Annotated in this window: 22 protein-coding genes; 12 read left to right on the forward strand and 10 right to left on the reverse strand. The window is 53.4% G+C overall.

Features of this window, described 5'->3' with window-relative positions:
- Window positions 1–43 precede the first annotated feature (43 nt).
- Genes minE through minC form a run of 3 tightly spaced genes read right to left on the reverse strand, consistent with a single transcriptional unit; the run spans window position 44 to window position 1,841 of the window.
- The gene (gene minE / locus M8Q36_RS16395) at window positions 44–310 is read right to left on the reverse strand and encodes a cell division topological specificity factor MinE (protein ID WP_017456990.1); all 267 of its coding nucleotides are present in this window, start codon (window positions 308–310) and stop codon (window positions 44–46) included.
- Between the two features lie 3 nt (window positions 311–313).
- Window positions 314–1,126: a septum site-determining protein MinD gene (minD, locus tag M8Q36_RS16400; RefSeq protein WP_017456991.1), complete on the reverse strand. Its 813-nt coding sequence runs from the start codon at window positions 1,124–1,126 to the stop codon at window positions 314–316.
- A gap of 22 nt (window positions 1,127–1,148) precedes the next feature.
- On the reverse strand, window positions 1,149–1,841 hold the full coding sequence (gene minC, locus M8Q36_RS16405) for a septum site-determining protein MinC (RefSeq protein ID WP_249882791.1): 693 nt from the start codon (window positions 1,839–1,841) through the stop codon (window positions 1,149–1,151).
- 122 nt (window positions 1,842–1,963) lie between these two features.
- Between minC and M8Q36_RS16410 the strand changes: the two genes are divergently transcribed.
- The 3 genes from M8Q36_RS16410 (at window position 1,964) to ycgN (ending at window position 3,585) form a co-directional block, all read left to right on the forward strand.
- A complete protein-coding gene (locus M8Q36_RS16410) occupies window positions 1,964–2,239 on the forward strand; it encodes a YcgL domain-containing protein (RefSeq protein ID WP_249881584.1) in 276 nt (91 codons plus the stop codon).
- 147 nt (window positions 2,240–2,386) lie between these two features.
- Window positions 2,387–3,046, forward strand: a complete 660-nt coding sequence (locus tag M8Q36_RS16415; protein WP_045509843.1) for a fumarylacetoacetate hydrolase family protein — start codon at window positions 2,387–2,389, stop codon at window positions 3,044–3,046.
- A gap of 92 nt (window positions 3,047–3,138) precedes the next feature.
- The gene (gene ycgN, locus M8Q36_RS16420; RefSeq protein WP_020454068.1) at window positions 3,139–3,585 is read left to right on the forward strand and encodes a cysteine cluster protein YcgN; all 447 of its coding nucleotides are present in this window, start codon (window positions 3,139–3,141) and stop codon (window positions 3,583–3,585) included.
- A 27-nt stretch (window positions 3,586–3,612) separates the two neighbouring features.
- Here the strand turns inward: ycgN and M8Q36_RS16425 are convergent, their stop codons facing one another.
- Both M8Q36_RS16425 and dsbB read right to left on the reverse strand, forming a co-directional pair.
- Entirely contained in the window at window positions 3,613–3,858 is a 246-nt protein-coding gene (locus tag M8Q36_RS16425; protein WP_249881585.1) for a hypothetical protein, read from the reverse strand.
- Between the two features lie 93 nt (window positions 3,859–3,951).
- Window positions 3,952–4,482: a disulfide bond formation protein DsbB gene (dsbB, locus tag M8Q36_RS16430; RefSeq protein WP_017456997.1), complete on the reverse strand. Its 531-nt coding sequence runs from the start codon at window positions 4,480–4,482 to the stop codon at window positions 3,952–3,954.
- 332 nt (window positions 4,483–4,814) lie between these two features.
- Between dsbB and fadR the strand changes: the two genes are divergently transcribed.
- Complete coding sequence (gene fadR, locus M8Q36_RS16435; protein WP_017456999.1) at window positions 4,815–5,534, forward strand: fatty acid metabolism transcriptional regulator FadR; 720 nt, start codon at window positions 4,815–4,817, stop codon at window positions 5,532–5,534.
- 33 nt (window positions 5,535–5,567) lie between these two features.
- Here fadR and M8Q36_RS16440 read toward each other — a convergent pair whose 3' ends face one another.
- The gene (locus M8Q36_RS16440; RefSeq protein WP_016495637.1) at window positions 5,568–7,100 is read right to left on the reverse strand and encodes a SpoVR family protein; all 1,533 of its coding nucleotides are present in this window, start codon (window positions 7,098–7,100) and stop codon (window positions 5,568–5,570) included.
- A gap of 277 nt (window positions 7,101–7,377) precedes the next feature.
- On the opposite strand from M8Q36_RS16440, the gene M8Q36_RS16445 reads away from it, so the two are divergent.
- A complete protein-coding gene (locus M8Q36_RS16445; protein WP_349654610.1) occupies window positions 7,378–8,718 on the forward strand; it encodes a D-amino acid dehydrogenase in 1,341 nt (446 codons plus the stop codon).
- 18 nt (window positions 8,719–8,736) lie between these two features.
- Window positions 8,737–9,807 carry a catabolic alanine racemase DadX gene (gene dadX / locus M8Q36_RS16450; protein WP_249881587.1) on the forward strand — a complete coding sequence of 357 codons (1,071 nt, stop codon included), beginning with the start codon at window positions 8,737–8,739 and terminating at the stop codon, window positions 9,805–9,807.
- A 15-nt stretch (window positions 9,808–9,822) separates the two neighbouring features.
- Here the strand turns inward: dadX and M8Q36_RS16455 are convergent, their stop codons facing one another.
- Together M8Q36_RS16455 and ldcA are read right to left on the reverse strand one after the other, a co-directional pair.
- Window positions 9,823–11,556: a potassium/proton antiporter gene (locus M8Q36_RS16455; protein WP_249881588.1), complete on the reverse strand. Its 1,734-nt coding sequence runs from the start codon at window positions 11,554–11,556 to the stop codon at window positions 9,823–9,825.
- Between the two features lie 123 nt (window positions 11,557–11,679).
- A complete protein-coding gene (gene ldcA, locus M8Q36_RS16460) occupies window positions 11,680–12,591 on the reverse strand; it encodes a muramoyltetrapeptide carboxypeptidase (protein WP_249881589.1) in 912 nt (303 codons plus the stop codon).
- Window positions 12,592–12,691: 100 nt separating this feature from the next.
- On the opposite strand from ldcA, the gene emtA reads away from it, so the two are divergent.
- Entirely contained in the window at window positions 12,692–13,303 is a 612-nt protein-coding gene (gene emtA / locus M8Q36_RS16465; RefSeq protein WP_016495642.1) for a membrane-bound lytic murein transglycosylase EmtA, read from the forward strand.
- Here the strand turns inward: emtA and ycgR are convergent, their stop codons facing one another.
- Window positions 13,304–14,035: a flagellar brake protein YcgR gene (ycgR, locus tag M8Q36_RS16470; protein WP_249881590.1), complete on the reverse strand. Its 732-nt coding sequence runs from the start codon at window positions 14,033–14,035 to the stop codon at window positions 13,304–13,306.
- A gap of 210 nt (window positions 14,036–14,245) precedes the next feature.
- Here ycgR and M8Q36_RS16475 point away from each other — a divergent pair, with 210 nt between their 5' ends.
- The gene (locus tag M8Q36_RS16475) at window positions 14,246–14,500 is read left to right on the forward strand and encodes a GlsB/YeaQ/YmgE family stress response membrane protein (RefSeq protein WP_249881591.1); all 255 of its coding nucleotides are present in this window, start codon (window positions 14,246–14,248) and stop codon (window positions 14,498–14,500) included.
- Between the two features lie 70 nt (window positions 14,501–14,570).
- Here M8Q36_RS16475 and M8Q36_RS16480 read toward each other — a convergent pair whose 3' ends face one another.
- Window positions 14,571–16,292 carry an alpha,alpha-trehalase gene (locus M8Q36_RS16480; protein ID WP_249881592.1) on the reverse strand — a complete coding sequence of 574 codons (1,722 nt, stop codon included), beginning with the start codon at window positions 16,290–16,292 and terminating at the stop codon, window positions 14,571–14,573.
- Between the two features lie 982 nt (window positions 16,293–17,274).
- On the opposite strand from M8Q36_RS16480, the gene M8Q36_RS16485 reads away from it, so the two are divergent.
- The 4 genes from M8Q36_RS16485 to M8Q36_RS16500 are packed head-to-tail and all read left to right on the forward strand — an operon-like array spanning window position 17,275 to window position 20,920.
- A complete protein-coding gene (locus tag M8Q36_RS16485) occupies window positions 17,275–17,766 on the forward strand; it encodes a hypothetical protein (RefSeq protein ID WP_086874123.1) in 492 nt (163 codons plus the stop codon).
- Between the two features lie 23 nt (window positions 17,767–17,789).
- Complete coding sequence (tssJ, locus tag M8Q36_RS16490; RefSeq protein ID WP_016495647.1) at window positions 17,790–18,296, forward strand: type VI secretion system lipoprotein TssJ; 507 nt, start codon at window positions 17,790–17,792, stop codon at window positions 18,294–18,296.
- A 24-nt stretch (window positions 18,297–18,320) separates the two neighbouring features.
- Complete coding sequence (gene tssK, locus M8Q36_RS16495; RefSeq protein ID WP_249881593.1) at window positions 18,321–19,664, forward strand: type VI secretion system baseplate subunit TssK; 1,344 nt, start codon at window positions 18,321–18,323, stop codon at window positions 19,662–19,664.
- Window positions 19,665–19,681: 17 nt separating this feature from the next.
- Window positions 19,682–20,920, forward strand: a complete 1,239-nt coding sequence (locus tag M8Q36_RS16500; protein ID WP_016495649.1) for a DotU family type VI secretion system protein — start codon at window positions 19,682–19,684, stop codon at window positions 20,918–20,920.

A 20,920-nucleotide genomic window follows, 5' to 3' on the forward strand; every position in this document is an offset into this window, starting at 1 on the left:
CAGAAAATATTCTGCCTTTTTTTATCCCTGCATGGGAGGGAATCTATTTTGTCTCTTCGGTTTCCGGTAGGGTGACGTTGAGTTCCAGAATGGAAATATCATCCCCTTTTTGCTCCAGTTGCACCGACACCATTTCCGGATCGATTTGCACATATTTGCAGATCACTTCCAGAATGTCCCGCTTCAGCTGCGGTAAATAATGCGGTTCAGCATCGCTGCGGCGGCGTTCTGCAACAATAATCTGCAGACGCTCTTTCGCAATGCTAGCGGTGTTCTTTTTTCTGGAGAGAAAAAAGTCGAGTAATGCCATAACTTATCCTCCGAACAGGCGTTTGAGGAAACCTTTCTTCTCTTCTTCAATGAAGCGGAAAGGACGATCTTCTCCCAGCAGACGCTCCACGGCATCGGCATAAGCTTTGCCGGCGTCAGCATTGGTATCCAAAATAACCGGCTCACCCTGGTTCGACGCACGCAACACCGATTGATCTTCCGGGATCACGCCAATCAGTTTGATACGCAGGATTTCCAGTACATCTTCCATACTGAGCATATCACCACGGTTTACGCGGCCCGGGTTATAACGGGTGAGCAGCAGATGCTCTTTAATCGGCTCTTCGCCATTTTCCGCGCGGCGGGATTTCGACGCCAGAATACCGAGAATTCGGTCAGAGTCGCGCACGGAAGAGACTTCCGGGTTGGTGGTAATAATCGCTTCATCAGCGAAGTAGAGCGCCATCAATGCGCCTGTCTCAATGCCTGCCGGGGAGTCGCAGACGATAAAATCGAAGTCCATTTTCTTCAGGTCTTCCAGCACTTTATCGACGCCTTCACGGGTCAGCGCGTCTTTATCACGCGTTTGCGATGCCGGGAGAATGTAGAGGTTCTCAGTGCGTTTATCTTTGATTAACGCCTGGTTGAGTGTGGCATCGCCCTGAATAACGTTAACGAAATCATAAACCACGCGGCGCTCGCAGCCCATAATCAGGTCGAGGTTACGCAGGCCGATATCGAAGTCGATAACGACGGTCTTTTTGCCCTTCTGGGCTAAACCAGTAGCGATGGCCGCGCTGGAGGTGGTCTTGCCAACGCCCCCTTTACCCGAAGTAACAACAATAATGCGTGCCATAGGAGTTCCTTGTTAAAAGGGCTTAATTTAAGGGTTGAATTGTCAAAGCGTCGTTGGCCAACTGCAAACGCGCCGCTTTGCCATAAAATTCGGCCGGGATCTGATCGCTCAGCCAGTATTCCCCCGCAATGGAGACCAGCTCCGGCGTGAGATGAGAACAGAATATTTGGGCGTCTTTATCGCCACTGGCACCGGCCAGCACCCGACCGCGCATCATGCCATAGACATGAATGTTGCCATCGGCGATAAGCTCCGCGCCTGCGCTAACGTGGCTGGTGACAATCAAATCACAATTTGGCGCATAAATGCGCTGGCCGGAACGCACCGGCGCGTCAATTAAGCGTGTTTTTGTGACCGGCACCGCAACCGGCGTAGGTTCCGGTGCGCGCTCTTTTCGCGGTGCTTTCTCTTTTCCTTCCGTCAGTAACGGAAGACCCGCGCGTTCAACTTCAGCCTTCAGTTCTGGATCTTTGCAACCGCTGATGCCAACCACATGTAAATCTGTTGTGGTGATAGCCTGCAACAGCGCGGGCCAGTTAACAGCGCCTTCCAGCGCGGAAACATTGACAACGATAGGAGCATGCAGCAAAAAAGCGGGAGCCTGAGCGATTTTGTCTTCTAACGCCTGACGAATAACCTCGGGTTTTGCATCATGCAAATGAACCACTGATAAGGTAAAACTACTGCCTTTTAGCTCGATGGGCGTATTTGACATCCTGACCTTACTCATTTTGCTATTATCACCCGCATCTTGAGTGATATTCCGAAGACTATCAGGCATGTTATAGTCACTATTATTTTCAGGCAAGTAACCTCCCGATAATTCCGAGTAAAAGTATGTTTTGTGTGATCTACCGAAGTGCCCGACGCGATCAGACTTATCTGTACGTCGAAAAAAGAGACGATTTTTCCCGCGTGCCAGAAGCATTAATGCAAAGTTTCGGTCAGCCACAGCTGGCAATGATTTTGCCGCTTGATGGCCGTAAAAAATTAGTCGGTGCAGATTTAGAAAAAGTAAAAGAGGCGTTAATTTCGCAGGGCTATTATTTGCAACTTCCTCCGCCGCAAGAAAATTTATTGAAGCAGCATCTCGCCAACCAGGGTAAAGAATAATCTCGCGGCAATAACGTCGGAACGCTCCGCCGTTTCTTATTTTATGGCTATTGTATCGCCGTAACATATTGGCATTTGACAAACCGCCGGGTGGCGCGGATAGTCATTTTTCGCTCATGTTCAATGTGTTACCGGAGGTCGTACACCATGTATCAACATCATAACTGGCAGGGCGCTCTGCTGGATTTCCCGGTGAGTAAAGTAGTTTGCGTTGGCAGTAACTATGCGAAACATATTAAAGAGATGGGGAGCGCTACCCCGGAAGAGCCGGTACTGTTTATCAAACCCGAAACTGCGCTGTGCGATCTTCGCCAGCCGCTGGCGCTGCCGCAGGATTTTGGTTCGGTTCACCATGAAGTTGAACTGGCGGTGCTGATTGGCGCAACGCTGCGCCAGGCGACGGAAGAGCATGTGAAAAAAGCAATTGCCGGATATGGTGTCGCGCTCGATCTGACGCTGCGCGATCTGCAAGGCAAAATGAAAAAAGCCGGTCAGCCATGGGAAAAAGCGAAAGGGTTTGATAATTCCTGCCCGATCTCAGGGTTTATCCCGGCGGCGGAATTCCAGAGCGATCCGCAAAACACCACGCTTGGGCTGAAAATCAACGGGGAAGTGCGCCAGCAAGGCACTACGGCGGATATGATCCATAAAATTATTCCGCTGATTGCTTATATGAGCCGCTTCTTCACCTTAAAAGCTGGCGATGTCATTCTGACCGGCACGCCAGAAGGGGTAGGGCCATTGAACAGTGGCGATGAGCTGGAAGTGAGTTTTGACGGGCTTTCATTAACGACCCGCGTACTTTAAAGCAATTTGCCGCCTTTCCTGGCGGCAAAACTTGCATCCGCATGCCAGACTGGTTATAAGGTGCACCCTGGATTTCAACGGCGGATTTCATCATGAGCGACACTCCTTTCTGGCAAAGCAAAACCCTTGAGCAAATGACGGACGCGGAGTGGGAGTCGCTGTGTGACGGCTGCGGACAGTGTTGCCTGCATAAGTTGATGGATGAAGACACTGACGAAATCTATTTCACCAACGTCGCCTGTCGTCAGTTAAACATTAAAACCTGCCAGTGCCGCAACTACGAACGCCGCTTCGAGTATGAGCCGGACTGCATCAAGCTGACCCGTGAAAATCTCCCCACTTTCGAATGGTTGCCGCCAAGTTGTGCTTATCGCCTGCTGGCGGAAGGAAAGGCGTTGCCGCTGTGGCACCCGCTACGCACAGGCTCAAAAGCCGCCATGCATGCGGAGCGTATTTCGGTACGCCACATTGCGGTGAAAGAATCAGAAGTTCGCGACTGGCAGGAGCATATTCTTAATAAGCCGGAATGGGCTGACTAACGAAAACGTGATAAATAACTGAGACAATCAGTAGCCAGCAGGGCAGGGAAAAGTGAAGAATAGCTTTCTTGTCACGGGGCGCTTTAGGATCAGCAAGATGACGAAAGTGCTGAGCAGACAGGCCAGCAATAGCCCGGTTAGCAGCGCACTTGCGGCAGCAATATGCAGAGCCATGTAAAGAATAAAAGAAGAGACAATAGCGAACAGCCTAATCTTCTGCGTAAAAAAGACCGTCCCTGATGCGAAGTAAACGAGTGCAATAACGCCAGCCATCCGAATCGTCCCTTTCCCTGCCGGTATTCGACTTTGCGAATGTTGCCTTTACCCGGATTCAGCCAAAAAAAACGCTCCCGAAGGAGCGCTCTGTTAGCGACCAAACAGGTCGCGTTTTTTCGGTTTGAACGGCTGGGCAATCAGCACCAGCAGTGCAACAACCAGATAAGCGACAAAAATGCCCAGTAACCATTGCGGCATTTCCAGCGTCAGGAATGACCACTGGCGCTCGGCACAGTCGCCAGAAGCAACAAACACCTGCGGCAGCCACTTATCAAGCGGCAGCCAGCTGGGAAAACGAGCGGCAAAATCGCACGTCATAAACGGCGAGGGATGTAACTGGATCATGGTATGTTCCCAGGCCAGCTGGATGCCGCGCCACGCGCTGTAGATCCAGATAGCCAGAGCGACATAACGTAACGGCGTTTTCGGCGCAATGGCCCCGACAATACCCGCGCCCATTACGCCAAAAAGCGCGCTGCGTTCATAAATGCACAGGACGCAAGGTTTAAGCAGCATGACATGCTGGAACCACAATGCGACCATTTCCAGCGCAAACGCTGTTAGCGCCATCAAAATCCAGGCGCCGCGCCCATGTGAGCACCCGTTTAAATATCGCAACATAATCATTTCCCTGGGAGATGCGTAGACAAAGCAGTGTAAACGAAATCATTGCGCAGGCCACTAGCGGGCAAAAAAATAATGCGTAATCGAATGTTTATCATGCGGAAAGTCAAACCTGGCAACAAAGTGCTGCCATTTACGCAACAAAATATCCTGCGCGCTGCGGCGCAAAAATTTCAGATGAAAGCGCTGCTGCTTTTACGGATAAGCGTTGTTAAATCGCCAAAATGGATCCCCGATCCCCTTTTTTCTTCATGAGGTACGCTACCTGCACCGGGTGCGGTCTGGTATGATGAGTGTCCTTTGCTTAGCTGTGTAATGGAAATCTCTCTATGGTCATTAAGGCGCAGAGCCCGGCGGGTTTCGCGGAAGAGTACATCATTGAAAGTATCTGGAATAGTCGCTTCCCTCCGGGGTCGATTCTTCCGGCTGAACGCGAACTCTCTGAACTGATTGGCGTCACTCGTACCACATTGCGTGAAGTTTTACAGCGCCTCGCCCGTGATGGCTGGCTGACAATTCAGCACGGCAAGCCGACGAAAGTGAACAACTTCTGGGAAACCTCCGGGCTGAATATTCTGGAAACGCTGGCGCGTCTGGATCACGAGAGTGTTCCGCAACTGATCGATAATCTGCTTTCAGTGCGTACCAACATTTCCACGATTTTTATCCGTACTGCGTTTCGCCAGCATCCGGAAGACGCGCTGAAAGTATTGGCCAGCGCGCGTGAAGTTGAAGATCATGCTGATGCCTTCGCTGACCTCGATTACAACATTTTCCGCGGTCTGGCCTTTGCGTCCGGTAATCCAATTTATGGTTTGATCCTTAACGGCATGAAAGGGTTATATACGCGAATTGGTCGCCACTATTTCTCAAGCCCGGAAGCCCGCAGCCTGGCGCTCGGTTTCTACCACCAGCTGGCGCAGGTGTGTGAAGAGGCGCAGCATGACAAAGTCTACGAAGTGGTTCGCCGCTATGGTCATGATAGTGGTGAGATCTGGCATCGGATGCAGAAAACGATGCCGGGTGATTTAGCCTTACAAAGCCGATAAGCAAAGAAAACCCCTCATCAGAGGGGTTTTTCATTACAGGCTGTTGGCGCGGGGCGGACAACGCTCCAGTAACTCCACACTGCCATCTTCGTTTTGCTGTTCCAGCAACACATCGAAACCCCACAAACGGTGCACATGTTTCAGCACCTCGCGGCGACCCTTATCAAGCGGCGCGCGGTTGTGTGGAATATAGCGCAGCGTCAGCGAACGGTCGCCGCGCAAATCGACATTCCACACCTGGATGTTGGGCTCAAGGTTGCTGAGATTGTATTGCGAGGAGAGTTTCGAGCGGATCTCCCGGTAACCCTCTTCATTATGGATAGCGGCAATCTCAAGATAATTGTTACGGTCATCATCCAGCACGGTAAAGAAGCGGAAATCCCGCATGATCTTCGGCGACATAAACTGGCTGATAAAGCTCTCATCTTTGAAATCGCGCATCGCGAAATGCAGCGTTTCCAGCCAGTCCGAACCGGCAATATCCGGGAACCAGTAACGGTCTTCATCCGTTGGCGACTGGCAAATACGCTTAATATCCTGGAACATGGCAAAGCCCAGCGCATACGGGTTAATGCCGCTGTACCACGGGCTGTTATAGGGCGGCTGGAACACCACATTGGTGTGGCTGTGCAAAAATTCCAGCATAAAGCGGTCGGTCACTTTGCCTTCGTCATACAGGTGGTTAAGGATGGTGTAGTGCCAGAACGTCGCCCATCCTTCGTTCATCACCTGCGTCTGTTTTTGCGGATAGAAGTACTGGCTCACTTTACGCACGATGCGCAGGATCTCGCGTTGCCACGACTCCAGTAACGGCGCGTTTTTTTCCATAAAGTAGAGCAAGTTTTCCTGCGGCTCCGCCGGGTAGCGACGCGCCTGCGCGATGGTTATTTCTTCTTCGCGTTTGGGCAGCGTGCGCCACAGCATATTCACCTGGCTTTGCAGATACTCTTCTCGGCTTTTCTGCCGTGCCTTCTCCTCCTGCAACGAGATTTTCTGCGGACGTTTGTAGCGATCCACGCCGTAGTTCATCAGCGCGTGGCACGAGTCGAGTAACTTTTCCACTTCGTCCACACCGTAGCGTTCTTCACAATCGGTGATGTATTTACGCGCGAAAATCAGGTAGTCGACAATCGAACTGGCATCGGTCCAGCTTTTGAATAAGTAATTGTTTTTAAAGAAAGAGTTATGACCATAACAGGCGTGTGCCATCACCAGCGCCTGCATGGTAATGGTGTTCTCTTCCATCAGATAAGCGATGCAGGGGTTAGAGTTGATGACTATCTCGTAGGCCAGCCCCTGTTGCCCATGCTTATAAAGCCGCTCGGTTTCGATAAATTTCTTCCCGAACGACCAGTGAGGGTAATTGATCGGCATACCGACGCTGGAGTAAGCGTCCATCATCTGTTCTGAGGTGATCACTTCGATTTGGTGCGGATAGGTATCCAGCCGATAAAGTTTCGCCACCCGGTCAATCTCCGCCAGGTAATCATCCAGCAGTTCGAAAGTCCAGTCGGGTCCATCGCTCAGACGAATAGAATCCTTATTCATTGAGTCAATCGTAGCCATTAGCGCGCCCTCGTTGTTAACGACACTCTCTGTATGGAGCGTCTCATTTCAAGCATAGAACACGCAATTAAATCTGTACCTAAGCCATAAATTTTTCTTCGCGATTTTTCATCATATCAACGGCGTAAATAACAATTGTTGCGAAATATTATGCTGCGGCGAAAAGTCGTGCAGCAGGAGATGCTAAATAACAGAAACCCTTGTCATACGGCGAAGCTGTGAGGAAGCTCACCATAAAAAAGCCATATGTTGAATAATATTTTCATCTGGGTTATCAATTTGTAATCAGATGATCGTGCTTTACTCACAGGAGAGGGATATGCGAGTTGTTGTGTTAGGAAGTGGCGTGGTGGGTGTCACCAGCGCCTGGTATTTACGCCAGGCCGGGCATGACGTCACGGTGATTGATCGCCAGCCTGGTCCCGCGCAGGAAACCAGCGCCGGTAACGCCGGGCAGATCTCACCAGGCTACGCCGCGCCCTGGGCGGCGCCAGGTGTGCCGTTAAAAGCCATTAAATGGATGTTCCAGCGCCATGCGCCGCTCGCAATCAGCCTCGACGGCACCTCATCGCAACTGAAATGGATGTGGCAAATGCTGCGCAACTGCGACACGCGCCACTATATGGAAAATAAAGGCCGCATGGTGCGTCTGGCGGAATACAGCCGTGATTGCCTGAAACTGCTGCGCGAAACTACCGGTATTCAGTATGAAGGGCGGCAAGGCGGTACATTGCAGCTGTTTCGCACTGCGGAACAGTATGAAAACGCCACGCGCGATATTGCCGTGTTGCAGGATGCCGGCGTGCCTTATCAGCTGCTGGAGTCTGCGCGGCTGGCAGAAGTCGAACCCGCGCTGGCGGAAGTTGCACACAAACTGACCGGCGGTTTGCGTCTGCCAAATGATGAAACTGGCGACTGCCAGCTATTCACCCAGCAACTGGCTCAGATGGCAGCGCAGGCGGGCGTGGAGTTTCGTTTTAACACCCCGGTGGATCGCCTGCTGTACGAAGGCGAGAACATCTACGGTGTGAAGTGCGGAGAAGAGGTGGTCAAAGCCGACGCGTACGTGATGGCATTTGGCTCGTGGTCTACCGGCTTACTGAAAAACATCGTCGATATCCCGGTATACCCGCTGAAAGGTTATTCATTAACGATCCCGATTGCCGAAGAAGACGGCGCACCGGTTTCAACGATCCTGGATGAAACCTACAAAATTGCCATTACCCGCTTTGATCAGCGTATTCGCGTCGGCGGCATGGCGGAAATCGTTGGCTTTAATACGGAACTGCTGAAACCACGCCGCGAAACGCTGGAGATGGTGGTGCGCGATCTCTTCCCGCGTGGTGGATTTGTCGAGCAAGCAACTTTCTGGACCGGCCTGCGCCCCATGACGCCAGACGGTACGCCCGTTGTCGGGCGCACACCGTATAAAAACCTGTGGTTGAATACCGGGCACGGTACCCTTGGCTGGACAATGGCTTGCGGTTCCGGCCAGCTGTTAAGCGACCTGATGTCCGGCAGCACGCCTGCCATTGCTGCCGATGATTTGAGCGTGGCGCGCTATTCGCCTGGCTTTACCCCCATGCGTGCGCAGCATTTACACGGTGCTCATAACTGATTCGAAGAAGGAATAGGAATGTCTCGTCCGGTTCTCGCCACGCTTGATTTAACGGCGCTGAGCAATAATTTACAGGTTGTGCGCCGCGCGGCACCTGCCGCAAAAGTCTGGTCGGTTGTGAAGGCGAACGCCTATGGTCACGGTCTGGATCGCATCTGGCGCGCGCTCAACAGCACAGATGGCTTCGCGATGCTCAATCTTGAAGAAGCCATTTTGCTACGCGAACGCGGCTGGAAAGGGCCGATTCTGATGCTGGAAGGGTTTTTCCATGCCGATGAACTACCGCTGTTTGATAAATATCGCCTGACGACCAGCCTGCACAGCAACTGGCAAATTAAGGCCTTGCAGGACGCGCGTCAGCAAGCGCCGCTCGACGTTTATCTGAAGATCAACAGTGGCATGAACCGGCTCGGTTTTATGCCTGAACGCGTGCATACCGTGTACCAGCAACTCAATGCCTTAACCAATGTGGCAACCGTGACGCTGATGTCACATTTTGCTGAAGCGGAGCGGGCAGACGGTATCACCGCGCCGCTGGCGCGCATTGAGCAGGCGGCGGAGGGCATTGACGCGCCGCGCTCACTGGCTAACTCTGCCGCCACGTTATGGCATCCCGAAACGCATTATGACTGGGTGCGCCCCGGCGTGGTGCTGTATGGCGCTTCGCCATCGGGCGCGTGGCAGGATGTCGCCAATAGCGGGATCCGCCCGGTAATGACGCTGAGCAGTGAGATCATTGCCGTGCAGACGCTGAAAGCCGGTGAAACGGTGGGCTACGGTTGTCGTTACCGCGCGCAGAGCGAGCAGCGTATTGGTGTTGTCGCCTGCGGGTATGCCGACGGCTATCCGCGCATCGCGCCTTCCGGCACGCCAGCGCTGGTGGATGGCATTCGTACTGGCATTGTTGGTGCAATCTCAATGGATATGCTGACGGTAGATTTAACCCCATGCCCGCAGGCCGGCATCGGTACGCCGGTTGAACTATGGGGTAACGAAATAAAAATCGATGAAGTGGCGGCGGCGGCCGGAACGGTAGGGTATGAATTAATGTGCGCCCTGGCACCGCGCGTGCCTGTTGTGACGGTGTAACTTAACGCGAGGCGGTTATTCCGCCTCGTCTTCCGCCACGCGAACGCCGACTTTCAGTACCGCATTATCGGCTTTTTCCGCTACCGTCCAGATCATACCGGCGAACTCTACCTGATCGCCCACGACCGGCGCGGCACCCAGCAGTTGCTGCACAATATCGCCAAGCGTTTGCTGGCTTTCGCGATACTCCAGCCCATCTTCCAGGCCGTAAATCAGTGCCACATCGGCAAATTTAGCATCCGCTTCAAGGATAAAATCACCGAAGAAGCGCTGATCCAGCGCCACCGGCGGAGACTGGCTAAACAGTTTCCCGAGCGCGGGGAGATCGCTTTCGCGGCCAATCACGCACAATACATCGCCTTCACGCAGCCGGGTACTGCCGGTGGGGTGCAAAAGGCTGTTGTCACGAAACAGCGCGGCAATACGCGTATCCGCAGGCATATGTAAATCGCGCAGCGCAGCACCCACGCACCATTTATCTGCACTGAGTTGATAAACAAACTGCTCAAACGGATTGTCAGGGTGAATATCCAGACCGACTCGGGAGACCGGCCAGCCAACCGGCGGCACAACCACTTTGGCTTTTTTCGCCGCCCACGAGAGCGACGTTCCCTGGAAAAGCAGGGAGATTAACACCACGAAGAAGGCGACATTAAAGAACAGACGCGCGTGATCAAGCCCGGCCATCATCGGGAAGGTGGCAAGAATAATCGGCACCGCGCCGCGCAAGCCAACCCAACTGATAAAAATGCGCTCACGCAGGTTAAAACCGCGAAACGGCAACAGGCTGGCAAACACCGACAGCGGGCGAGCGACAAAAATCATCCACGCCGAGAGGATGAGTGCGGAAACCGCAATCGGCAATAAATCGGATGGCGTAACCAACAGCCCCAGCACCAGGAACATGGCGATTTGCGCCAGCCAGGCCAGGCCATCGAAATTTTGCAGGATACCGTAGCGGTTACGGATAGGGCGGTTGCCCAGCACAAAACCACACAGATAGACCGCCAGAATGCCGCTACCGTGCAGGGCCGTAGTTAAGGCGAAAACCAGAATCCCGCCGCTCAGTGCCAGCAGCGGATAAAGGCCCGGCGGCAGAGAGATGCGGTTAATCATCTGCTGCAACAGATAGCCGCCCAGGCCGCCGAGCAGAATACCGAGGCCAAACTCACGCACAATATGCACGAGGAACATGATATCGAGATCGGCAGTGTGCTTCTGGATCATCTCAATCAGCGTGATGGTAAGAAACACTGCCATCGGATCGTTGCTGCCGGATTCGATTTCCAGCGTCGAGCCGACGCGTTCGTTCAGCCCTTTACCGCCGAGCAGCGAGAACACCGCGGCGGCATCGGTGGAGCCAACAATCGCGCCGATCAAAAAGCCTTCCATAATGTTGAGCTTGAATAGCCAGGCGGCCATCATCCCGGTTAAGCCGGAAGTGACCAGCACACCAACGGTCGCCAGGGAAAGCGCGGGGCCAAGCGCGACGCGAAACGAGCTGGCGCGGGTACGCATGCCGCCATCGAGTAAAATGATCGCCAGTGCGAGGTTACTGACCATGTAGGCAAACGGGTAGTTATCGAACGGAATACCGCCGATACCGTCAACACCGGCCAACATACCAATTGCCAGAAAGATAACCAGAATGGGAATACCAAGGCGGGAGGAGAAAGAACTTAATAAAATACTGCAGGTTACAAGAACTGAACCCAAAATAAACAGACTGATTATCGCCTCAGCGTCCAATGGTGTGCTTCTCCTTATTCCTCACCGTGGGGGATCCCGGGCGGCATTAACCGGCCGGGTTTATTAGTGCGTTATATAATAACGGCAGAAACAACGTTTTAATAAGGGCATAAAGCGCTTTTTTTACATTGAGATCGTGGGATGACCTGATAAGGTCAGTTGCGTCTTTTCAGCATGTTGCAACCGGGCATGCGCGCCAAGCGGCAGCGTAACGGTCTGCGGTTCATGACCAAACGCCAGCCCGCTGACCACCGGGATCGTCAATTGCGCGCGCAGATAGCCGATCATCTTATTAAGATTGTAGCCCGCATCGTAATCGTTGGGTTGCGCCAGCGAGAAACTGCCGAGTATTAGCGCCCGCTGCTGCGCCAGAATGCCTGAGTGCAACAACTGCAACAGCATGCGTTCCACGCGGTAGGGATGTTCATTAATGTCTTCCACCACCAGAATGCCGCCGGGTATGGAAGGCAGCCAGGGCGTACCAATCAGCGAGGTTAACATCGCCAGGTTTCCACCCCACACCGTGCCTGCCACGTCACATTGCGGGCCTTCACCGTCCCACTCAATGGTAAAGGTTTCATTGCTGATAGCGCGCCAGAAGTGCTCTGCGGTAAAGGTATCCAGCGTTTCGGCCCCGAAATTTCCCGCCAGCATTGGCCCGCTAAAGGTGATGACCTTCCCGTGTGCCAGCAACCCCAGTTGAATAGCGGTGAAATCACTATGGCCGCAAATCAGCAGCGGTTGATGCTGCTGGCGCGCCACCAGCGCCTGCCAGTCGATATCAGCGAGCAGGCGGCCGGCACCGTACCCGCCGCGCACCGGCATCACGATAATGTTGTCGCCCGCTAATTGCGCCAGCGCGTTGATATCCGCGAGGCGCTCTTCGTCACGCCCGGCGAAACGCTCATCACGACGGGTGATGACGTGTTGGTTGTTAACCTGATGCCCCTGCGAAGTGAGACGTTCGACGCCAAGCGCTGCGGCGCGCTGGTTAATGCAATAGCCGGAAGGGGCAATCAGGTGGAAGGTGGACATGGCAATTCCTTGCTGACATCTATAGGGAAACAGTTATCATGCCGCTAACCTGTGTCGTTGTCATCCGTAGCCGATGACACTTATAGAAGGATTAGCTTGCGTGAAATTGAGATGGTTTGCTTTTTTAGTGGTACTGCTCGCCGGATGTAGTTCAAAACAGGATTATCGTAACCCGGACTGGAACCCGGAAGTGCCGGTAAAACGCGCAATGCAGTGGATGCCCATCACCGAAAAAGCCGGTGCAGCCTGGGGCGTCAGCCCGCAATTGATCACCGCGATGATCGCCGTGGAATCCGGCGGTAACCCGAATCTGGTCAGCAAATCCAACGCCGTTGGCCTGATGCAGCTTAAAGCCTCCACCGCCGGGCGCGAAGTTTACCGTCATATGGGCTGGAGCGGGCAGCCGTCCACCAGTGAACTCAAAAACCCGGAGCGCAACATCTCCATGGGGGCGGCTTATTTGAGTATTCTTGAGCACGGGGCACTGGCAGGCATCCGCGATCCGAAAGTGATGCAGTACGCGCTGGTGGTCTCGTATGTGAATGGCGCAGGCGCGCTACTGCGGACTTTCTCGTCCGACAGAAGCGAAGCCATTGAAGAGATAAACGAGTTAAGCGCAGACGCGTTTATGAAGCATGTGGCGGAAAACCACCCCGCGCCGCAGGCGCCGCGCTATATCTGGAAAGTGCAAAAAGCGATGGATGCGATGTAATTAGCGTACCCGGCTGGCGCGTTCGCGCGCCTCGCGCTCCAGGGCAAAAATAATGCGCTGGAGCTCGCGCTCCACGCCCGGGCTGACATTCAAAAAACGAAAACTCAGGCGCGGCGTAACAATGGTTTCATTCTTGCCATCAACGACTTTACGTTCGCCAATCGCAATCAACTGCGCGTCAAAATAGAACTGCCCCCACGACGCCATATCCAGTTCCACTTTGGAAAAGCGCATACCCGGTTGCAACGTGGTGGGCGCTTCGCCATCCAGCAGTGCGCCCATGCCGCCTAATGACAGGTCGAACAGACGAAAGCGAATCTCGCTCTTATCCGGCATCAATGCCTTACAAAAATAGGCCGGGTGGAGCGGGGCGCTGATGCGGAAATATTCACGGCGCTGAATAAACCACAGCGTTTCCGGAAGCGGAGTAATAAAAGCAGGTAAAGCCTGAAAATCGCCGGTAGACAGCTTTGTCAGCGTGAATTCGACTTTGGCGCCATGTGTTTCAGCGGTCACGGTCACCTTTCCGGCACGCTGTACTGCGTTGTTCTCGTACTCCTGACTACCAAAATCCATGATCAGCTCTTCTGGATTCGCTTCCAGTATCTTGCTGATGAACTGACCGCTGCCCCAGGTGATGCAAACGGGCACCTGGTTTTTTTGCAGGTCGCGTAAAACGCCCAGCACGGCCAGAGGATTTTGTTTCAGGAACTGCTCACTGTAATTGCTCACGCCGAATGGCTCCTTGATGGCTGACACACCTTCGTTGCTTTATCGGCATTTTCAGCAAGAACTTAATACAAATAACGTAATTATTTTCGTAATCCGTTTGAATTAAGTCTGTGAGATGAAAATGTTTTATGACCGACAACTATACTGTAGCTAACGCGTCGCCGAAGTGGTATGTGCGCGTCAACAAGACTAACAGAAGGAGAGAGAAACATGGGCATTCTCGCGTGGATCGTTTTTGGCCTGATTGCTGGCGTTATTGCTAAGTTGATTATGCCTGGACGGGATGGGGGCGGTTTCATTCTGACTTGTATACTTGGGATCGTCGGGGCCGTTGTCGGCGGCTGGCTCGCGACACAATTTGGTTATGGCGGAGATATTACTGGCTTCAACTGGCACAGTTTCCTGATTGCGGTGCTGGGTGCGATAGTCGTGCTGGCCATATTCCGGCTGTTCAGACGAGGTTAACCGCCAGTTCATCCGTTTTTGAGACAAAAAAGCCGCAACAATCATGTTGCGGCTTTTTACTGCGCGGGTGTTATTGTGCGACGGCTTGCTGCTGTTTTGAGGGCTGACTCGTCGGTTCAACCTTCGCGGCAGGCTGCTGCGCGGGCTGCGTTTGCGGTACGCTGTCGCACGGTTTCTCTTTCGGGCAGATCAGATCGAGCATTTTCAGCGTCACACCGTTGGTCCAGCCGAAACCGTCCTGTAGCGGATATTCACCACCGCCGCCACCGGTGCCGGTGGTGCTGACATCATATTTCTCGACCAGTTTTTTCTCACGATCGTAGGTGTGCTGCACGTTGGTCAGAAAACGCCAGCTCACTTCCATCGCCAGTTTCTGCTGATCGTAATTTTGCAGGCCCGCTGTTGCCACCCATTGCAGCGGCGCCCAACCGTTCGGCGCATCCCATTGCTGACCGCTCTTCACCGTAGTGGTAGCGATACCCCCCGGCTTCAGCAACCGTTCTTTTGCCGCGCTGGCCACTTTATCGGCGCGATCTTTGGCGGCGGCATTAACAAACAACGGGTAAAGCGCTGCGGCTGTCAGCTGATTACGCACCTTCTTCGTCTTCAGATCGTAATCCGCGTACCAGCCCTCTTTTTCATTCCACAGATTGGCCTCGATACCTTTCTGACGCGCGTTCGCCAGCGCATCGTACTGGCTTGCTTTCGCGCTATCGCCGGCTGCCTGATAACCACGGGCGAGCATTTTTTCCATCTTGAACATCAGCGCGTTCAGATCGACCGGCACAATGCTGGTGGTGCGAATAGTGCCAAGCTGATTAGGATCGTCCATCCAGCGGGAGCTAAAATCCCAGCCCGACGCGGCGGCAGAACGCAAATCGCGGTAAATCTCGGTTGCCGGGCGATTGGGGTTATTTTTGGCCGTTGTCACATCATCCAGCCACGACTCCGGGCGCGGCGTATCGCGATCGTCCCAGTAGCGGTTCAGAATGCTGCCATCGCTGAGCTTAACCACGCGCTTATTGGCCTGGCCTGGCTGCAACGTATCTGCACCTTCCATCCAGTACTGGTACTCTTTTTCCATTTGCGGCAGCCAGGTTTTCAGTGCTTCGTCACCGTCGTGCGTGGCCAGCAATTCCACCATCAACGAGAAGAAGGGCGGCTGCGAGCGGCTCAGGTAGTAGCTGCGGTTACCGTTAGGAATATGGCCCCAGGTATCGATTTCATGGCCAAAATTGGTGACCATGTCTTCAATCTTGTCCCAGTGACCGCTCTCGGCAAGGCCGAGCATGGTGAAATAGCTATCCCAGTAATAAACTTCGCGAAAACGACCACCCGGCACGACATAAGGTTTTGGCAGCGGCAGCAGCGAATCCCACTTCCCGGCGCTGTCGGTGGTGCGTGTTAACACCGGCCACAGCCCGTCGATATGTTCACGCAGGTTTTGCCCCTCAGGCGGAACATACTTTTCCCCCTCTTTGGGCAGCGTAAAGTTCACATCGACAAAGTGGCGTAAATCGAAACTGGTTTGTGTGCGCTGCATGCGATAATCCGCGAGGATCATCAGCGGGTCGCCTTTCGGCACGGCATCGGCAAAGGTTTTTTGATCGGGAAAGAGCTTAGCGGTTTGCACATCGCTGAACAGCGGACCGAGCAGAACATCCGGTGGCTGCGGCGTATTTTGCGCCTCGGCGGCGAAAGAGTGGGTAGCTGTGGCGAGTAACGCGCCGCCTAACGCGATTTGCATGACCAGCAGCAGAGCGCGCGGTCGGTGTAGAACAGGTCTTGTCATCGATTATTCTCCTTAGCGGGTGCACAGCGGTGCTGCCGCAATCAACCTTGCACAAAACCATAGTCGAATCTGAAACAAATCGTGTGTCGCGTTTGGCATTTTGCACGATTCCAGACAATTTCCCCGTCTGGCTGGTAGAGCGGGGGCTGATTTTTATGCAAACCACGCAAGAAAAGTGACCGCCGCCTACAGACTTGTTCGCCAGGGTGTTTTTTATTTAGTTACTAAAAGCCCGCAGCGGGTAAATAGTGCGCTGTGTCAATTTTGCTGAAAGGTTTCGTTTATTGCACGTTCACGAGAATTAAGTATGACTACATAATTTAAGGCAGGGGAAAATTTCATATGAAAGTAAAGAATGTTTCCTGTTGGGGACTGTTACACCCTTGACTATCTTGCTATGGAAATAATCTTTGTTTGTTCAATATATTTTGCCTATCGGCGGGAAAATAACATGTTTGCTGACCTTTTGCGTTAATCCGCACTTTTATTCAGGTAATTTCACTACTAAATATTGTAGGGTTTATCTCATTAAAATAGCTTTTAGGATTCATCCTATCTCGCATTTTAAAATATATGCTATTGCCATGTTGTTAACAATATCTATTAATAATCAGCAATTTATGCAAAGATTGCGCGCCGTTAGTAAAGTGGTGGGTTGGCATTTTTTGTGGTTTGCATCTAAAGTGAAATTCTTTCTTGAGAATTGTCCTAATTTGCAAAAAAATTAAATAATAGTATTTCAACAGGTCGGAGATCATATTGAATTGAATAATCTGATCTGTAAAATTGTGTCACGATAGTCAATGAAAAGTAATATTATTGCGGCCTGTCCCTGCGACAGACTCGTGCGGTAGCTATGCCTTTTATTCATTATCTGAGCGTTTAACTGGACATGGATTTGCGTCATTTAGAGCGATTTAAATACCCTTTCCAAAACGCTCCAGGTCAACACAGTAATATATTTGCAATGGAAAAAAACGTTATGAACATGCGAATGGTATTGGCTCTTCTTTTTGTCTTTGGCGTTTCGGCTTGTAAAGCGCCACCTAAACCCGCCCCAACCGATGACACCATCGTCACCAGCGAAGTGAACGGTGTCACGCTGACACACCGCTACGCGGTTATTCCGCCGAAGGAATTCCAGCCTATCAAACAAGACTATCGCGCGCTTTACCCGGCGTCGGTGATGAGCACCCCGGATTTCGGCGGCAAAGTGATTCGCCAGCTGCAAGCCGGTAAAACCTATGTGGTTCTGGGTCAGGTTGAACATTTCTGGATGGCGCTGGCCGATGAAGGTCAGGAAGAGCTGATTGGATATGTGCCGATGCGTGCCGTCGTGAAAAGCGAGCTGTACGAAAAAACCCTGCGCGATGATAAACGCCGCGTAGTGCGTAAAAAACAGACCTGCGTGACTGTCGATGGCAGCGGTAAGGCTTGCAAAAACGCCAACTCCGGAACGTGGATCATCAATTAATCCAGCCGTGACGAGTACCTGGTATGAATAATAATTCGGTTGTACGCCAGATTAGCCTGGTGTTTTTCTTTGTGCTGGCCACCCTGGCCAGCGGTTGTGGCTCCTCTTCACACAGCGTACCTACCAGCTATAACCTTCAGTTCAGGGCTCATCCGCAAATCAATGAGTCCGCTCCCCTTAAAGTCAGGGTGTTGCTGTTGAAATCGGACGCGACATTTATGTCCGCCGATTTCTGGTCGCTGCAAAACAACGCAGATAGCGTACTTGGCGCCAACCTGCTGAACAGTGATGAATTTTTCCTGATGCCCGGCCAGTTGTCGAAAACGCTGAGCGGTAAAAGCGCGCCCGACGCGCGTTACATCGGCGTGATGGCGGAGTATCAGGCGCTGGATGGCAAAAAATGGCGGATGTCCTTACCGCTCCCGGTGCAGGGAGAGACGCACTTCTACGAATTCTGGAAATCGTCGTCAGACGAACTGGAAGCCAACATCTTCCTCGACGTCAATGGCATCCGTGTGATTTCCAAATAGCGCCAGTCTTAACAGGAAAACCGTATGAACAAAGCAGAAAAGGTCGTGTGGACCGAAGGTATGTTTCTGCGCCCTCATCACTTTCAGCGAGCGGAAAGCTATCTGCAACACCATATTCGCGAGTGGGGGACACTGCAGCGCCCGTATCTTTGGGGCTACCTTGATATCGAGCTCGACGATGCCATGCTGCGCCAGGGCTGTATTGCCCTGAGTTATGCCAGCGGTTTACTGCCGGATGGCACGTTCTTCTCATTCCACGATGCTCGCCAGGCGCCCACACCGCTGGCTATCCCGGACAACATCAACAATGAGCGCGTGGTGCTGGCGCTGCCTGCCCGTCGCGGCGGGCGTGATGAGGTGATCTTTAGCGAAGAGAAAGATTCGCTGGCGCGTTATGTCACCTGGGAAAGCGAAGTCGATGACGATAACGCCCTGTCCGTCGGGCCGGCGGCGGTGCAGTTTGGCCGTCTGCGTCTGAAACTGATGCTGGAAAAAGATCTCTCGGCAGAGTGGACGGCGATCGGTGTCGCGCATGTCGTAGAAAAACGTAACGATAACCACGTTCGAATTGATAGCCGTTATATTCCGCCGATGCTGAATGCGGTTAACAACCCGGCGATTTACGCCATTATCAACGATCTGCAAAGTTTGCTGATGCAGCGTAGCCAGCAGATTGGCCAGCGTCTGCGCCAGCCGGGGCGTTTTAATACCTCCGAAATGGTGGAATTCACGCTGCTGGCGTTGATTAACCACCATGTCGGCCAGGTTTCGCATCTGAAAACACTGCCGATGATCCACCCGGAAGAGTTGTGGCGCAGCTGGCTGGCGTTTGCCACCGAGCTGACTACCTGGACCGCGTCGCGCTCGCCGGAAGAGACGCTGCCGGTTTACGACCATGACGATCTGGCCGGGTGTTTTGGCAAGTTACAACTGATGCTGCGCAACGGGTTGTCTCTGGTGATGGAAGAGCACGCCATCCAGTTGCCGCTCACCGAACGCACACACGGGTTGAATATCGCCACGTTGCCGACCACTACCATGGCGCGCGAGTTTGGTTTCGTGCTGGCAGTGAAAGCCAGCGTCCCGGGCGAAATCCTGCAAACCCATTTCCCGGCTCAGATGAAAGTCGCGCCGGTCACCAAAATCCGCGACCTGGTGCAGTTGCAACTGCCGGGTATGAAGCTGCGCACCATGCCGGTCGCGCCGCCGCAAATTCCGTGGCATGCCGGTTACAACTATTTCGAACTGGAAAAGGGCGGCGAGCTGTGGAACGAAATGGAGAAATCGGGGGCTTTCGCACTGCATCTGGCAGGTGAATTCCCGGGTCTTGATATGGAGTTTTGGGCCATCCGTAGCCCGACTGAATAATACAGCGAGCGCACAATATGCAGGAACAACAAGCCTCCGGCAGCGATGCCGCTCTGGCAGGAGCAAGTGGCAACAATCCTTTGGTCGCAGCCGCCAATCCGCTACTTAACGCGATACCGCAGATCCGCTATTCCGTTTCTCATGATGATCAAAGCGGTCTGCGCCAGCACCTGATTGATGAAATTCGCCGTTTTGAAGTGCGCTGCCAGCAATCCGGGCTGGCCTACGAAGTGATCGTCGGCGCCCGTTACTGTTTATGCACCGCGCTGGATGAAGCGGCGGCGCTCACGCCGTGGGGCAGCCGTGGCGTCTGGTCCGGTAGCGGTCTGTTGGTGACGTTTCACAACGAAACCTGGGGCGGGGAGAAATTCTTCCAGCTGCTGGCGCGCTTGTCGCAAAACCCGCGCGAACATATCGCGCTGCTGGAGCTGATCAACTTCTGCCTGTTACTCGGTTTCGAAGGGCGTTACCGGGTGATGGACAACGGCCGCACGCAGCTGGAAACCATCAAACAGCGCTTGTGGCAGATGATTCGCGGTGTGCGCGGCAACTATCCGCCGCCGCTGTCGCCGCACCCGGAAGATCAACCGGTCATGCGCAAATTGTGGCGTCCGGTTATTCCACTGTGGGCGTGTGTCGGGCTGGCGGGTTTTCTCGCCTGTCTGTTTTATATCGTGCTCAACTGGCGTCTGGGTGACAGCACCAACCCGGTGCTGGCGAAAATTTACCAGACCCAGTTGCCGGAAGCCGCCATTGAGCAGCCGGTACAAAACGTGCAGCCGGTACTTAACCTGCGCGCGTTTCTGCGCCCGGAAATTCAGGCAGGCCTGGTGGCGGTGCGCGATGAAGCCGATCGCAGCGTGGTAACACTCAAAGGCGATGGCCTGTTTGCCTCGGGATCGACGGTGGCACGCGAAAGCTACGAACCGGTTATCGACCGTGTTGCGCAGGCGATGAATAACGTCAGCGGCAAAATTCTGGTGGTGGGTTTCAGTGACAACGTGCCGATCCGCAGTGCGCGTTTCGCCTCGAACTACGAGTTGTCGCTTGAGCGCGCGCGTTCTGTGCAGTCGCTGCTGCAAAAACACCTGTCGCAACCGGCGCGTGTGAAAGCGGAAGGGCGTGGGGAGATGAACCCGATAGCGCCGAACAACTCGGCTGAAAACCGCGCCCGTAACCGTCGCGTAGAGATTACTTTGCTGGTGTCGCCGGGAAATACGGCCGCCGAGCTGAACGGATTGCCGCAAGGAAACTAA

The sequence above is a fragment of the Kosakonia sp. R1.Fl genome, from assembly GCF_023516815.1.
GTDB lineage: Bacteria > Pseudomonadota > Gammaproteobacteria > Enterobacterales > Enterobacteriaceae > Kosakonia.

What these genes read in the sequence shown, in the direction of transcription:
- minE (WP_017456990.1), bottom strand. Translation starts at nt 310, where the DNA reads ATGGCATTACTCGACTTTTTTCTCTCCAGAAAAAAGAACACCGCTAGC.
- dadX (WP_249881587.1), top strand. Translation starts at nt 8,737, where the DNA reads ATGTCTCGTCCGGTTCTCGCCACGCTTGATTTAACGGCGCTGAGCAAT.
- M8Q36_RS16485 (WP_086874123.1), top strand. Translation starts at nt 17,275, where the DNA reads ATGAACATGCGAATGGTATTGGCTCTTCTTTTTGTCTTTGGCGTTTCG.
- fadR (WP_017456999.1), top strand. Translation starts at nt 4,815, where the DNA reads ATGGTCATTAAGGCGCAGAGCCCGGCGGGTTTCGCGGAAGAGTACATC.
- M8Q36_RS16425 (WP_249881585.1), bottom strand. Translation starts at nt 3,858, where the DNA reads ATGGCTGGCGTTATTGCACTCGTTTACTTCGCATCAGGGACGGTCTTT.
- ldcA (WP_249881589.1), bottom strand. Translation starts at nt 12,591, where the DNA reads ATGTCCACCTTCCACCTGATTGCCCCTTCCGGCTATTGCATTAACCAG.
- M8Q36_RS16480 (WP_249881592.1), bottom strand. Translation starts at nt 16,292, where the DNA reads ATGACAAGACCTGTTCTACACCGACCGCGCGCTCTGCTGCTGGTCATG.
- M8Q36_RS16475 (WP_249881591.1), top strand. Translation starts at nt 14,246, where the DNA reads ATGGGCATTCTCGCGTGGATCGTTTTTGGCCTGATTGCTGGCGTTATT.
- ycgN (WP_020454068.1), top strand. Translation starts at nt 3,139, where the DNA reads ATGAGCGACACTCCTTTCTGGCAAAGCAAAACCCTTGAGCAAATGACG.
- tssK (WP_249881593.1), top strand. Translation starts at nt 18,321, where the DNA reads ATGAACAAAGCAGAAAAGGTCGTGTGGACCGAAGGTATGTTTCTGCGC.
- tssJ (WP_016495647.1), top strand. Translation starts at nt 17,790, where the DNA reads ATGAATAATAATTCGGTTGTACGCCAGATTAGCCTGGTGTTTTTCTTT.
- M8Q36_RS16415 (WP_045509843.1), top strand. Translation starts at nt 2,387, where the DNA reads ATGTATCAACATCATAACTGGCAGGGCGCTCTGCTGGATTTCCCGGTG.
- M8Q36_RS16440 (WP_016495637.1), bottom strand. Translation starts at nt 7,100, where the DNA reads ATGGCTACGATTGACTCAATGAATAAGGATTCTATTCGTCTGAGCGAT.
- M8Q36_RS16500 (WP_016495649.1), top strand. Translation starts at nt 19,682, where the DNA reads ATGCAGGAACAACAAGCCTCCGGCAGCGATGCCGCTCTGGCAGGAGCA.
- M8Q36_RS16410 (WP_249881584.1), top strand. Translation starts at nt 1,964, where the DNA reads ATGTTTTGTGTGATCTACCGAAGTGCCCGACGCGATCAGACTTATCTG.
- minC (WP_249882791.1), bottom strand. Translation starts at nt 1,841, where the DNA reads ATGTCAAATACGCCCATCGAGCTAAAAGGCAGTAGTTTTACCTTATCA.
- minD (WP_017456991.1), bottom strand. Translation starts at nt 1,126, where the DNA reads ATGGCACGCATTATTGTTGTTACTTCGGGTAAAGGGGGCGTTGGCAAG.
- dsbB (WP_017456997.1), bottom strand. Translation starts at nt 4,482, where the DNA reads ATGTTGCGATATTTAAACGGGTGCTCACATGGGCGCGGCGCCTGGATT.